We start from the raw sequence: 13,955 nt of genomic DNA, 5'->3' as shown, positions 1-13,955 counted from the left end.
CGGCGTCCCGGGCTCAGGCGCTGCGGCGCTCCTCGGCCTCGCCGAGGCCGGGCAGGACCTCCGCCAGGAAGCGGCCGGTGTGGCTGGCCGCGACGGTCGCGACGTGTTCGGGCGTGCCCTCCGCGATGACGCGGCCGCCGCCCGAGCCGCCCTCGGGCCCCATGTCGATGACCCAGTCGGCGTTCTTGATGACGTCGAGGTTGTGCTCGATCACGATGACGGTGTTGCCCTTGTCGGCGAGCGACTGCAGCACCGACAGGAGCTTGCGGACGTCCTCGAAGTGGAGGCCCGTGGTGGGCTCGTCGAGCACGTAGACCGTCCGGCCGGTCGAGCGCTTCTGGAGCTCGCTCGCGAGCTTGACGCGCTGCGCCTCCCCACCCGAGAGCGTCGGGGCGGGCTGGCCGAGCCGCACGTACCCGAGCCCCACGTCGACGAGCGTGCGCAGGTGCCGGCTGATCGCGGGCACCGCCGCGAAGAACTCGGCGGCCTCCTCGATCGGCATGTCGAGCACGTCGGCGACCGTCTTGCCCTTGAAGTGGACCTCGAGCGTCTCCCGGTTGTACCGGGCGCCGTGGCACACCTCGCACGGGACGTACACGTCGGGCAGGAAGTTCATCTCGATCTTCAGCGTGCCGTCACCCGAGCACGCCTCGCAGCGCCCGCCCTTGACGTTGAACGAGAACCGGCCCGGCGTATAGCCGCGGACCTTGGCCTCGGTGGTCTCGGCGAACAGCCGGCGCACGTGGTCCCACACGCCGGTGTAGGTGGCGGGGTTGGACCGCGGGGTGCGGCCGATCGGCCCCTGGTCGACGTGCACGACCTTGTCGAGCTGGTCGAGGCCCGTGACCCGGGTGTGACGGCCGGCGACCTGGCGGGCGCCGTTCAGCTCGTTCGCCATGACCTGGTAGAGGATCGAGTTGACGAGGGTCGACTTGCCCGAGCCCGACACGCCCGTGACCGCGGTGAACGTCCCGAGCGGGAACGACACGTCGATGCCCTGCAGGTTGTGCTCGCGGGCCCCGACGACGGTGACCTTGCGATTCTTGTCGACGGGTCGCCGCTCGGCCGGCATCGGGATGCTGCGCCGGCCGGACAGGTACGCGCCCGTGATCGACTCCCGGGACTTCAGCAGGCCCTTGAGGTCGCCGGAGTGCACGACATGGCCCCCGTGCTCGCCCGCCCCCGGCCCGATGTCGACGATCCAGTCGGCCGTGCGGATGGTGTCCTCGTCGTGCTCGACGACGATCAGCGTGTTGCCGAGGTTCCGGAGCCGGGTCAGCGTGTCGATGAGGCGGCGGTTGTCGCGCTGGTGCAGCCCGATGGACGGCTCGTCGAGCACGTACAGCACCCCGACGAGGCCGGACCCGATCTGCGTCGCGAGACGGATGCGCTGCGCCTCCCCGCCTGACAGCGTCCCCGCGGGCCGCTCGAGCGACAGGTAGTCGAGCCCGACGTCGAGCAGGAAGCCGAGGCGCGCCGCGATCTCCTTGAGGACCTCCTGCGCGATCCGCCGCTCCCGCTCCCCCAGCTCGAGGGCGCCCAGGAAGCCGTTGGCGTCGCGCAGCGACAGGCGGCACACGTCCGCGATGGACCGCCCGCCGACCTTGACCGCGAGCACCTCGGGCTTGAGGCGCGTGCCCTGGCACACCGGGCACGGGACCTCGCGCATGTAGGCCTCGTACTTCTCCTTCGACCACTCCGACTCGGTCTCGTGGTGACGGCGCTCGAGGAACGTCACGACGCCCTCGAACCCCGTCGAGTACTGCCGCTCGCGGCCCCAACGGTTCTTGTAGCGGACGTGCACCTTGTGGTCCTGGCCGTACAGGATCGCGTTCTTGGCCCGCTCGGGCAGGGCCCGCCACGGCACGTCCATCGAGAAGTTCTGCTCGTCCGCGAGCGCCGACATGACGCGCACGAAGTACTCGCTCGAGATCTGCGCCCAGGGTGCGACCGCGCCGTCGGCGAGGGTCTTGTCCTCGTCGGGGACGACGAGGTCGGGGTCGACCTCGAGGCGGAACCCGATGCCGGTGCACTCGGGGCAGGCGCCGTAGGGCGCGTTGAAGGAGAACGTCCGGGGCTCGATCTCGTCGAGCGTGAGCTCGTGGTCGTTGGGGCAGGCGCGACGCTCGGAGAACCGGCGCAGCCGCTCGGGGTCGTCCGCCTCGGCGTCGACGAGCTCGACGAGCAGGAGGCCGCCGGCGAGGCCGAGCGCGGTCTCGACGGAGTCGGTGAGCCGGCGCTGCACGCCTTCGCGGGACACGAGGCGGTCGACGACGACCTCGATGTCGTGCTTGAGCTTCTTCTCGAGCGCGGGCGGCTCGGTGAGCTGCACGACCTGCCCGTCGACGCGGGCGCGGGCGAAGCCCTTGGCCTGGAGCTCCTTGAAGAGGTCGGCGTACTCGCCCTTGCGGCCGCGGACGACCGGCGCGAGGACCTGGTACCGGGTGCCCTCGGGCAGCTCGAGGAGGCGGTCGACGATCTGCTGGGGCGTCTGGGCCTGGACCTTCTCGCCGCAGACCGGGCAGTACTGCGTGCCGGCGCGCGCGAAGAGCAGGCGCAGGTAGTCGTAGATCTCGGTGATGGTGCCGACGGTCGACCGCGGGTTGCGGTTGGTGGTCTTCTGGTCGATCGAGACGGCGGGCGACAGGCCCTCGATGAAGTCGACGTCGGGCTTGTCCATCTGCCCGAGGAACTGGCGCGCGTACGCGGACAGCGACTCGACGTAGCGGCGCTGGCCCTCCGCGAAGATCGTGTCGAACGCGAGGGACGACTTGCCGGACCCGGACAGGCCCGTGAAGACGATCATCGCGTCGCGCGGGAGGTCGAGGTCGACGTTGCGGAGGTTGTGCTCGCGCGCACCCTGGATCACGAGGCGATTGGTCACCGCACCATGGTAGGTCGACCCACTGACAGTCGCACACGTGTTCGACCGATGTTCGCTGCGGGCGTCGACGGGTGGACGATGAAGGCGTGCTCACCCTCGACCGCCTCGTGCTGCGGCAGCTCGCCGTCGGGCCGATGGACAACGACGCCTACCTGCTGACGTGCCGCGCGACCGGTGCCCAGCTCCTCGTCGACGCGGCCGCGGAGGCCGACCGGCTCCTCGCGCTCGTGCGCGACGGGTCCCCGGACGGCCGCCTCGACGTCGTCGTGACGACGCACGCGCACCACGACCACCTCGGGGCGCTCGCGGAGGTGGTCCGGGAGACGGGCGCGCTCGCGGCGGCCGGGGCGGACGACGCCGCAGCGGTCACGGCCGCGACGGGGGTCGAGGTCGGGCGCTTCCTCCGCCACGGCGACACGGTCCGCGTCGGGGAGGTCGAGCTGGCCGTCGTCGGGCTGCGCGGGCACACGCCCGGGTCGGTCGCGCTCGCGTACACCGAGCCGGCGACGGCCCTCGCGCCGAGCGCGGTCCCGGGCCGCGCGCACCTGTTCACGGGGGACTCGCTCTTCCCCGGCGGCGTCGGGAACACACAGCGCGACCCGGAACGGTTCGCCCAGCTCTACGGCGACGTCGTCGCACGGGTGTTCGACGTCTACCGCGACGACACGGTCGTGCTGCCCGGGCACGGCCGTCCCACGACGCTCGGTGCCGAGCGCCCTCATCTCGAGGAATGGCGCGAGCGCGGCTGGTAGTGCGCTTCAATGGCCGCATGACCTCCCCCGCAGCCCCCGGCCGGCCCGTCTTCGCCGTCCTGTACACCTACTCGGACGACGTCACGACCCGTGACGAGGTCCGCCTCCGGCACCGTGCGTACCTCGCGGAGCTGCTCGAGCGTGGGCTCCTGCTGGCGTCGGGCCCGTGGGCGGGCGCGGAGGGCAAGGACGACGGCGCGCTGCTCGTGGTGACCGCAGACGACATCGACACGGCGGCGGCGCTCCTGGACGAGGACCCGTTCCGTCAGGTCGGCGTGGTCGCGGGGCGCGAGATCCGCGAGTGGGTCCAGGTCATGGGCCCGTGGGCGCCGTCGGCCTGATGTCGCCGTCGTCGCGCCGCGAGCGCCACAGGCTGGCGAGGGTCGCGGCCGCGAGCACGACGACGATCACGACGAGCGAGAGCCACGTCGGCACCTCGGGCACCGGCACGGGGTCGCCGCCGTTGACGAACGGCAGGGTGTTCTCGTGCAGCGCCTCGAGGACGAGCTTGACGCCGATGAACGCGAGCACGACGGCGAGCCCGATCGGCAGGTAGACGAGCCGGTCGAGCAAGCCGCCGAGCAGGAAGTACAGCTGGCGCAGCCCCATGAGGGCGAACACGTTCGCGGTGAACACGATGAACGGGTCCTGCGTGAGCCCGAAGATCGCGGGGATCGAGTCGAACGCGAAGAGCAGGTCGGTCGTCCCGATGGCGACGAACACGATCAGCAGCGGGGTGAGGAGGCGCCGACCGTCTACGCGCGTGGTGAGGCGACCGCCGTCGTAGTGCTCGGTGACGGGCAGGACCCGGCGCACGAGCCCGACGAGCCGGTTCTCGTGGTACTCCTCGTCCTCCCCGCGGCCGCGGACGAGCGTGACCGCCGTGTACACGAGGAACGCGCCGAAGAAGTAGAAGATCCACGTGAAGTGCTCGATCAGGGCGGCGCCGGCCGCGATGAAGATCCCGCGGAGCACGAGCGCGATCACGATCCCCGCCATGAGGACCCGCTGCTGCTGCTCCTTCGGCACCGCGAACGACGCCATGATCAGCACGAACACGAAGAGGTTGTCGACCGACAGGCTGTACTCGGTGAGCCACCCGGCGTAGAACTCGGTCGCGGGCGCCCCGCCGCCGACGAGGTACAGGAGCCCGCCGAACACGAGCGCCAGGCCTACGTAGAACCCGATCCAGGCGAGGCACTCCTTGACGGTGGGCACGTGCGGGCGCCGCCGCACGAGGTAGAGGTCGCCGAGGAGCAGGACCGCCAGGACGGCCAGGCTGACCGCGCGGAACCAGGTGGGGATGTCGTGCACGGGTCAGTGGTCCTTACGGGTCGACGTCGCCAGCTCGCGGCGGCGACGGTCCGCCCACAGGCTCAGGAGGGTCGTGATCGCGAGCACGACGACGATGTAGCCGAGCGAGACCGCCGTCGAGACCTCCGGGACGTGGACGTGCTCGCCCCCGTTCACGAACGGCAGCTCGTTGGTGTGCAGGGCGTGCAGCACGAGCTTGACGCCGATGAACGCGAGGATCGCGGCGAGCCCGTACGCGAGGTACACGAGCCGGTCGAGCAGCCCGTCGATGAGGAAGTAGAGCTGACGCAGGCCGAGCAGCGAGAACGCGTTCGCGGCGAACACGAGATACGTCTGCTGGGTGAGCCCGAAGATCGCGGGGATCGAGTCGACCGCGAACAGGAGGTCCGCGCTCCCGATCGCCAGCATCACGACGAGCAGCGGGGTGACGAGCCAGCGCCCCGACCGGCGCACGAGCATCCGGCCCTCGACGTAGTCCTCGGTCACGGGGAGCGTGCGCCGCACGAGCCTGAGGAAGCCGTTCTCGTGGTACTCCTCGTCGTCCCCGCCGCGGGCGTGCCGGAGCTGCGACCACGCCGTCCACAGCAGGAACGCGCCGAACAGGTAGAAGATCCAGGAGAAGTTCTCGACGAGCGCTGCGCCGAGCAGGATGAAGATCGTCCGCAGGACGAGCGCCACGGTGATGCCGAGCAGCAGGACCTTCTGCTGCAGCAGCCGCGGCACCCGGAACGTCGCCATGATCAGCACGAACACGAAGAGGTTGTCGACCGACAGGCTCTTCTCGGTGATGTACCCGGCGTAGTACTCACCCGCGAAGCCCCCGCCCCACCCGGCCCAGACGACGAGCCCTAACACGAGGGCGACCGCCACGTAGCCCGCGGACCACCAGGCCGACTCGCGCATCGACGGTGCGTGGGGGACGCGGGCATGGCCGACGAAGTCGACCGCCAGCATGGCGAGGATCACCGCGACGGTGACGAGCCAGACCCAGACGGGAACATCCATGCGAAGACCTCCGGTACGACGACGGGTACCGAAGGTCTCTTCCACCCGAGGACCGGGCCGGCGCCCCGGAGCGTCGCCGACCCGAGCACCGGGTCAGGACGTTCGTGATGACGAGGTCGCCGCGTGAGGAGTACTCCCCTTCTGACGGGACGACGCTACCAGTCGGCGAGCCGCACCACGACGTCGGCGCGCTCGGCACCCGGCCGCACGACGACGGCGTTCGCCTCGTCCGACCGTTCGACCCAGGCGCGTGCCGCCTCGGGCGACCGGCCGTGCCGCACGTGCCGGGCGACGAGCCCCTCGACCCGGGCGTCGTCGTCGGGCGCGAGGAACCACGCCTCGTCGAGGAGCGCACGCACGCGCGCCCACGGGCCGTCGTCGAGCAGGAGGTAGTTGCCCTCCGTGATCACGAGGGGAACGGTCGGGTCGACGGCGACGGCGCCCGCGACCGGCTCCTCGATCTCCCGCCGGAACTCGGGGGCGAGGACGGCTGCGTCGCCGCGCTCCTGGCGCACGAGCCGCTCCAGGAGCGCGACGAAGCCCGCCCCGTCGAAGGTGTCGGGCGCGCCCTTGCGGTCCGCGCGGCCGAGCCGCTCGAGCTCCCGCTGGGCGAGGTGGAAGCCGTCCTGCCCGACGACGACCGCGTCCCCGCCGAGCGCCTCCGCCACCTGCGCGGCGAGGGTCGACTTGCCGGCGCCGGGCGGCCCCGCGATCCCCAGCACGCGGCGACGGCCGTCCGTCCGGGTCAGCTCGACGAGCGCGTGGGCTCGCGCGACGAGGTCGGCGCGGGCGGTGACCTCGACGGCCGGGCGCACCGGCCCGGGATCGGCCACCGCGTCGCCGGTCGGGAGGGACGCGAGCCATGCCCGCGGACCGGCGACCGTCACGCGGAGCGACGCGACCCGCGCGGCCCCCTCGAGCGCCCCCACGAACCCGACGCCGGACGCGACCGCCCAGGCGAGCGCACCGTGGAAGGCGTCTCCCGCGCCCAGCGTGTCGACGGCGTCGACCGCCGGCACCGGGACCGTTCCGGAGCGAGCGCCCTCCCACCACTCGACGGGCCCGCCGCCGTGCGTGACCGCGACCCTCGGGACGCCGACGGCCCGCAGGCCCGGTCCCACCGCTTCGGGACGCGCATCCGGGTCCGCGCCCAGCCGGAAGTCCCCCGACGCCGCGACGACGTCGCAGCACGGGACGAGCTCGGCGAGGTGCGGCTTCCACCGGCCCGCGTCGAGAACCACCGGCACGCCCGCGGACCGCGCCGCCCGGGCCGCGACGGCCTGGAGCGCGGGGTGGTGCCCGTCGAGAAGCACGACGTCCCGTCCTCGGACGAGCTCGTGGACGTGGCCGGGCGCCGCGACCTCGACCCGGCCGCCGTCGGGCGAGACGACGGTCCGCTCCCCCGTCCGTTCGTCCACCGCGACCGCGGAGACCGCCAGCGCGAACCCGCGTGGCGCGACGTCGATCACCCGTACCCCGTGCGCCTCCAGGTCGTCCCTGGCCGCCGACGCGGCGGCGCCCGTGCCGAGCGCGGTCACGAGCGTGGCGCTCCCGCCGAGCGCCGCGAACACGACCGCGGCGTTGGCGGCCGGACCGCCGGCCGCGACGTCCTGCCGCCTTGCGGTGACCTTGGTGTTCGGGTCCGGTGGCGCGCTGACGCGGTGGACGACGTCGAGCGTCGTCAGCCCGACGAACAGCCCCGACGGGGTGGGTGGGACGGTCACGGGCCCAGCGTAAGGGGGCGTCGCCCGTGGGCGTCACCGCACCCCGTCACTGCACGCAGAACTCGTTGCCCTCGGGGTCGAGCATCACGATCCAGTACTCGCCGGTCGTCTCGTCGGGGCCGAACTCCCGGACCCGCGACGCACCGAGGCCCTCGAGCGTCGTGGCGTGCGCACGCACGGCGTCGCGCGCCGCGTCGCCGTCCCCGTCGACGCTGCGCCCGACGTTGACGTCGAGGTGCACGCGGTTCTCCGCGGTCTTGGGCTCGGGGACCTTCTGGAAGAACAGGCGCGGTCCGACGCCGTCGGGGTCGACGAGCGCGAACGCGCGGTCCCGCTCGTCGGCGGGCACGCCCCACGCGTCGAGCGCCTCGTCCCAGGTCGCGTAGCCTCCCGGCGGCGGCGGCACGACGTAGCCGAGCGCCTCGATCCAGAACCGCGCCAACCCCTCGGGATCGTGCGCGTCGAAGGTGACCTGCACGCTGTACGCCATCGTCTGCCCCTGCCTCTCGGTGTGGTGGTCCGGCTACGCCGTCGCGGCGTGGAGCTGCCGGAGCTCCTTCTTCAGGTCGGAGATCTCGTCGCGCAGGCGGGCCGCGAGCTCGAACTGCAGCTCGCCGGCGGCCGTGTGCATCTGGTCGGTGAGCTCCTGGATCAGGCCCGCCAGGTCGCCCGCCGCGGCGGCCGCGAGCCTGTTCCCGCCCACACCCTCCTTGACCGGCGCGGAGTCCTTGCCGCCGTTCTTCCGCCCCTTGCCCGGGGAGCGGTAGCCCGTCGCGAGGAGCTCCTCGGTGTCGATGTCCTCACGCGCGAGCATGTCGGTGACGTCGGCGATCTTCTTGCGCAGCGGCGTCGGGTCGATGCCGCGCTCCTCGTTGTACGCGACCTGCTTGGCGCGGCGGCGGTTGGTCTCGTCGATGGCGAGCGCCATGGCGTCGGTGATCCGGTCCGCGTACATGTGGACCTGGCCCGACACGTTGCGGGCCGCGCGACCGATGGTCTGGATGAGGGACGTGCCCGAGCGCAGGAAGCCCTCCTTGTCGGCGTCCAGGATCGCGACCAGGGACACCTCGGGCAGGTCGAGGCCCTCACGCAGCAGGTTGATGCCGACGAGCACGTCGAACTGGCCCAGCCGCAGCTCGCGCAGGAGCTCGACGCGGCGCAGCGTGTCGACCTCGGAGTGCAGGTAGCGGACCCGCACGTCCTTGTCGAGCAGGTAGTCCGTGAGGTCCTCGGCCATCTTCTTGGTGAGCGTGGTGACGAGCACGCGCTCGTCCTTCTCGACGCGCTGCCGGATCTCGTCCAGGAGGTCGTCGATCTGCCCCTTGGTCGGCTTGACGACGACCTCGGGGTCGACGAGCCCCGTCGGCCGGATGATCTGCTCGACGACGCCGTCGGACATCGACAGCTCGTACGAGCCCGGGGTCGCCGACAGGTAGACCGTCTGACCGATCCGTTCGACGAACTCCTCCCAGCGCAGCGGCCGGTTGTCCATCGCGGACGGGAGCCGGAACCCGAAGTCGACGAGGTTGCGCTTGCGGGACATGTCGCCCTCGTACATCGCCCCGATCTGCGGGACGGTCACGTGGGACTCGTCGATCACGAGGAGGAAGTCCTCGGGGAAGTAGTCGAGGAGCGTGTTCGGCGGTGAGCCCGGGCTGCGCCCGTCGATGTGCCGCGAGTAGTTCTCGATCCCGGAGCACGTCCCGATCTGCCGCATCATCTCGATGTCGTACGTGGTGCGCATGCGCAGGCGCTGGGCCTCGAGGAGCTTGTTCTGCCGCTCGAGCTCGTCGAGGCGGTCGGCGAGCTCGGCCTCGATCGAGCCGATCGCCCGCTCCATGCGCTCCGGACCCGCCACGTAGTGGGTGGCGGGGAAGATGTAGGTGCTCTGCTCGGCACGGATCACGTCCCCCGTGACCGGGTGGAGGAGCTGGATCGACTCGATCTCGTCCCCGAAGAACTCGATCCGGATCGCGAGCTCCTCGTAGACCGGGATGATCTCGACGGTGTCGCCCCGCACCCGGAACGTCCCGCGCGTGAACGCCATGTCGTTGCGCGTGTACTGCATGGTGACGAACTGGCGCAGGAGCTGGTCGCGCTCGACCTGGTCCCCGACGTCGAGGCGGACCATCCGGTCCACGTACTCCTGCGGCGTGCCGAGACCGTAGATGCAGGACACCGACGCGACCACGACGACGTCGCGCCGGGTCAGGAGCGAGCTCGTCGCCGAGTGGCGCAGGCGCTCGACCTCGTCGTTGATCGAGCTGTCCTTCTCGATGTAGGTGTCCGTCTGCGCGATGTACGCCTCGGGCTGGTAGTAGTCGTAGTACGAGACGAAGTACTCCACCGCGTTGTTGGGAAGCAGCTCCCGGAACTCCGTGGCGAGCTGCGCGGCGAGCGTCTTGTTGGGCGCCATCACCAGCGTCGGTCGCTGGACCTGCTCGATCAGCCAGGCCGTCGTCGCGGACTTGCCGGTTCCCGTCGCGCCCAGGAGCACGACGTCCTTCTCGCCCGCCTGCAGGCGCTGCGTGAGATCAGCGATCGCCGTCGGCTGGTCGCCCGACGGCGTGTACTCGGACACCACCTCGAACGGGGCGGCGGCGCGCTGGAGATCGGTGACGGGACGCATGAGACCAGCGTAGGTCGATCCTCCGACATCGCGCCGGGCTCGGCCGGTCGCCTCCCGAACCCTCCACCGACGCCGGACTTCACCCCGCTCGACCGGCCGTGCCCGATGCGGGCTCGACTCTCGTGAGCCACAGTGGATGCCTCGGGCAGGGGCTGACGGACAGGAGCTCGATGATTCGCACGGCACTGCGCCGGAGGGGTGCAGCCGGTGCCGCGTTGGTACTGGCCGTGAGCGGCGCCCTCGCCGTCGTCACCGTCCTGCCCACCGCCGACGCCGCTCCCGCGGACCTGCTCCCGCCCGCGAGCGGCATCCTGCCCGGCCCGGCCGCCGGCGGCGACGACCCCGGCTCGTGGGGTCCGTGCGTCCCCGACCCCGACGCGACGGACAACTGCCAGGGATGGCTCATCCCTCCGGGCCAGATCGTCACGTCCTTCCCCGGCACCGACGACGGTCCGAGCGTCGTCGTCGGCGGCGACTTCACCGCGGACCTGGGCTCGGCCGAGACCGAGGGGCTCCTCGTCGTGAACGGGGACGCGCTGTTCAACAAGTCCTACAACGTCGGCGTCGCCGGTGGCGGGACCGGCGTGGTCCCGGCGCACCGGGCCGACATGCTCGTCGTGGGAGGCGACGGCACCGTCGTGAACCCCAGCCTCGATCCGCAGGCCGGCGGCGGTCCCGCGACCGTCGGCATCGGGCTGACGACGACCGACGGGACGAGCCGCTTCGGCGACATCCACGTGGGCGGCACCTGGAACTTCCGCGACCCGTCGTACACCGAGGCGAGCAATCCGGGGTTCGGGCGGCTCGGCGACATCGACTCCGCCAACCAGTCACCGCCCGCCGTCGAGCAGCAGAACGTCATCGACCACGACACGAGCGTGCTCGAGGACGACCACTACACCGACCTCTTCGGCGCCGACGGCAAGATGGCTCGCTACTCGCAGCAGTGCTACGCCGAGCTCAGCACCGACACCACGGCCACGACCGTGACGAACGAGGGCGGCACCCTCACGCTCGAGCACGGCACCGTGACGGAGAGCGGCTCCGACGTGACGCTGACGAGCGACGGGACGGGCCAGCTCGTCGAGTTCTCGCTCCCGCCCACGCTGGGCGCCCGCGGGACGCCGGTGAACCTCCACTTCGTCGGCGTGGCCGACGGAGCCACGGTGCTCGTCAACACGCTCTCGACAGGAACGGTGAGCCAGTTCATCGGGGACGTCTACTGGGGCTCCGGCACCTCCGACGACCTCAAGGCGCGAGCTCTGACGATCGGGAACCACATCCTCTGGAACTACCCGTTCACCACGGATCTGACGCTCGGCGGCGCCACCCAGTTCCCGGGCTCGATCCTCGTGGGCGAGACGACGTCGACGACCAGCGTCGGCTTCTCCGGGACGAACGGGCGGATCTACACGCCGGGCGACCTCGTCCACAGCGGCGCCGCGACGTCGACCAGCGGTGACGAGCTCCACACGTATCCGTTCACCGGTGCACTGGGCTGCCTCCGAGCCGTCCCCGGGACCTTCTCGGTCCAGAAGGCGATCACCGGCGAAGGCGCGAGCACCGTCCCCGACGACACGGCCTTCACCGCCCACTGGGAGGTCACCGGCCCCTCGGACAGCCCGGACCTCGGTCGGAGCGGCGACCTCACGTTCCTCGCCGACGGCACGCCTGTCGCGGGACCGACCGACCTGCAGGAGGGTGACGAGGTCACGATCTCCGAGGTCACGCCCCCGGACGTCCCAGGCGTCGACTGGAGTACCCCGACGTTCTCACCGAACCCGGTCACGATCGGCGGGGAGAACACCGTCCAGGCCGTGACGGTCACCAACACCGCCACGCTCCAGCGCGGTGGCTTCACGATCGACAAGACCGTTGCCGGCGACTCCGGTGCCTCGACCACGACGTTCGACATCGGCTGGCAGTGCTCGGCCGAGAACCTGGACGGGGACGACTCCGGCACCGTGCACCTCACGGGCGGCGGGTCCGAGACGATCACCGGTTTCCCGGTCGGCACGACCTGCACGTTCACGGAGCCCGCCCCGGACGACGACCACGGCACGTGGGCGTCGGCCGTCGACCCGACGTCGCTGGTGATCGAGGAGGGCGACGGGACCAGCCAGGTCGTCACCGTCATGAACACCTTCACGCACGCCGTCGGCGGGTTCACGATCCGCAAGACCGTGACCGGCGACCCGGGCGCGTCCACCACGACGTTCACCGGGACGTGGACGTGCGACGCTCCGAACGCCGACGGACGCTCCAGCGGCACCTGGTCGCTCTCCGACGGCGGCAGGCTCGGGCTCGACGGGTTCCCCACCGGAACCACCTGCTCCGTCGCCGAGGACACCCCTACCGACGACAACGGCACGTGGACGTCCTCGATCGACCCTTCGGGGCCCTTCACCATCACCGAGGGCGACGCGAGCGCGCGGGTCGTGACCGTGACCAACACCTTCACGCACGCGGTGGGCGGGTTCAGCATCGTCAAGACGGTCACGGGCGACGACGGCGCCTCGACCACGACCTTCACGGGCCGCTGGACGTGTGACGCGGCCGACGCCCAGGGCGACTCGTCCGGTACCTGGTCGCTCGAGGACGGCGGGACCGTCGCGTTCGACGGCTTCCCCACGGGCACGACGTGCTCGGTGACGGAGGACCGGCCCACCGACGACAACGGCACCTGGTCCTCCTCGATCGAACCCGAGGGCGACTTCGTCATCACCGAGGGCACCTCGGCGACGCAGGTCGTCAGGGTGACCAACACGTTCACCAGCACGGTGGGCGGGTTCCAGGTCTCCAAGCTCGTCCGGGGCGACGACGGCGCGAGCGTCGACACGTTCACGATCGACTGGTCCTGCGACCAGCCGAACGCGGACGGCCGGTCGTCGGGCTCCGTCACCCTCCACGCGGGCGACGAGTCGGACCCGATCACCGGCTTCCCCGTCGGCACGACGTGCACGATCACCGAGCCGGCGGTCGACGACCCGTCCGGCACGTGGGCGGCGACCATCACCCCGGCGACCGTCACGATCGGCAGCGAGGGCACCTCCGAGATCGCGGCAGTCACGGTGACGAACACGTTCACGGCCTCCCGCGGCGGGTTCACGATCCAGAAGGAGGTCACGGGGGACCCGGGTGCCTCCACGACCTCGTTCGCCATCGACTGGCGGTGCTCCGCGGCGAACGCCGACGGTGACGACTCGGGCACCGTCCGGCTCACCGACGGCGACACCGCCACGATCACCGGCTTCCCGGTCGGGACGACGTGCAGGGTCACCGAGGACACCCCGTCCGACGACAACGGCACCTGGCGCACCCCGACGATCGACCCCGGCGAGGTCACGATCGCCGAGGACGACGGCACCACCCAGGTCGTGACCGTCACCAACACGTTCGACGCGCCGACGCCCACGCCGACCCCCACCCCCACGCCGTCCGGGACGACGCCGGCCCCCACCAGCCCCGCGCCGAGCACCACGACCCCCGCACCTGCACCGACGTCGGGACCCACGACGCCGAGCGCGGGCGGCGGCGGTCTTGCGGTGACGGGCTTCGACGCCCTGACGATCGCGGCCGTCGGCGCCTTCCTCCTGGCACTGGGCCTCGCCGCGGTCCTGGTCGCCCGCCGTCGCCGCAGCTGATGC

At 71.6% G+C, this 13,955-nt stretch carries 9 protein-coding genes; 3 read left to right on the top strand and 6 right to left on the bottom strand.

The window, feature by feature from the left end; translation table 11 throughout:
* Positions 1 to 13: 13 nt before the first annotated feature.
* A complete protein-coding gene (uvrA, locus tag KDY119_RS08580) occupies positions 14 to 2,884 on the bottom strand; it encodes an excinuclease ABC subunit UvrA (RefSeq protein WP_036950321.1) in 2,871 nt (956 codons plus the stop codon).
* Between the two features lie 134 nt (positions 2,885 to 3,018).
* Between uvrA and KDY119_RS08575 the strand changes: the two genes are divergently transcribed.
* Positions 3,019 to 3,636: an MBL fold metallo-hydrolase gene (locus tag KDY119_RS08575; protein WP_083890893.1), complete on the top strand. Its 618-nt coding sequence runs from the start codon at positions 3,019 to 3,021 to the stop codon at positions 3,634 to 3,636.
* A 17-nt stretch (positions 3,637 to 3,653) separates the two neighbouring features.
* Positions 3,654 to 3,977 carry a YciI family protein gene (locus tag KDY119_RS08570; RefSeq protein WP_036951014.1) on the top strand — a complete coding sequence of 108 codons (324 nt, stop codon included), beginning with the start codon at positions 3,654 to 3,656 and terminating at the stop codon, positions 3,975 to 3,977.
* Here KDY119_RS08570 and KDY119_RS08565 read toward each other — a convergent pair.
* The 5 genes from KDY119_RS08565 to uvrB form a co-directional block, all read right to left on the bottom strand.
* A complete protein-coding gene (locus KDY119_RS08565) occupies positions 3,949 to 4,950 on the bottom strand; it encodes a TerC family protein (RefSeq protein ID WP_036950324.1) in 1,002 nt (333 codons plus the stop codon). The two genes, KDY119_RS08570 and KDY119_RS08565, sit on opposite strands and share 29 nt — an antisense overlap.
* Before the next feature lie 3 nt (positions 4,951 to 4,953).
* Positions 4,954 to 5,955 carry a TerC family protein gene (locus tag KDY119_RS08560; RefSeq protein ID WP_036950326.1) on the bottom strand — a complete coding sequence of 334 codons (1,002 nt, stop codon included), beginning with the start codon at positions 5,953 to 5,955 and terminating at the stop codon, positions 4,954 to 4,956.
* 155 nt (positions 5,956 to 6,110) lie between these two features.
* A complete protein-coding gene (locus KDY119_RS19360; protein ID WP_322619645.1) occupies positions 6,111 to 7,679 on the bottom strand; it encodes a nucleoside/nucleotide kinase family protein in 1,569 nt (522 codons plus the stop codon).
* Between the two features lie 46 nt (positions 7,680 to 7,725).
* Positions 7,726 to 8,169, bottom strand: coding sequence for a VOC family protein (locus KDY119_RS08545; protein ID WP_036950330.1), 444 nt, complete (start codon positions 8,167 to 8,169; stop codon positions 7,726 to 7,728).
* 33 nt (positions 8,170 to 8,202) lie between these two features.
* Positions 8,203 to 10,308, bottom strand: coding sequence for an excinuclease ABC subunit UvrB (gene uvrB, locus KDY119_RS08540; RefSeq protein WP_036950332.1), 2,106 nt, complete (start codon positions 10,306 to 10,308; stop codon positions 8,203 to 8,205).
* A gap of 227 nt (positions 10,309 to 10,535) precedes the next feature.
* Between uvrB and KDY119_RS08535 the strand changes: the two genes are divergently transcribed.
* Positions 10,536 to 13,952: a DUF5979 domain-containing protein gene (locus tag KDY119_RS08535; RefSeq protein ID WP_036950334.1), complete on the top strand. Its 3,417-nt coding sequence runs from the start codon at positions 10,536 to 10,538 to the stop codon at positions 13,950 to 13,952.
* The last annotated feature ends 3 nt before the right edge of the window (positions 13,953 to 13,955 follow it).

It is taken from the genome of Luteimicrobium xylanilyticum (assembly GCF_009429125.1).
Taxonomy (GTDB): domain Bacteria; phylum Actinomycetota; class Actinomycetes; order Actinomycetales; family Cellulomonadaceae; genus Luteimicrobium; species Luteimicrobium xylanilyticum.
Note: the sequence above shows the minus strand (reverse complement) of the source record. Positions and strands in the feature narration are given on the sequence as shown.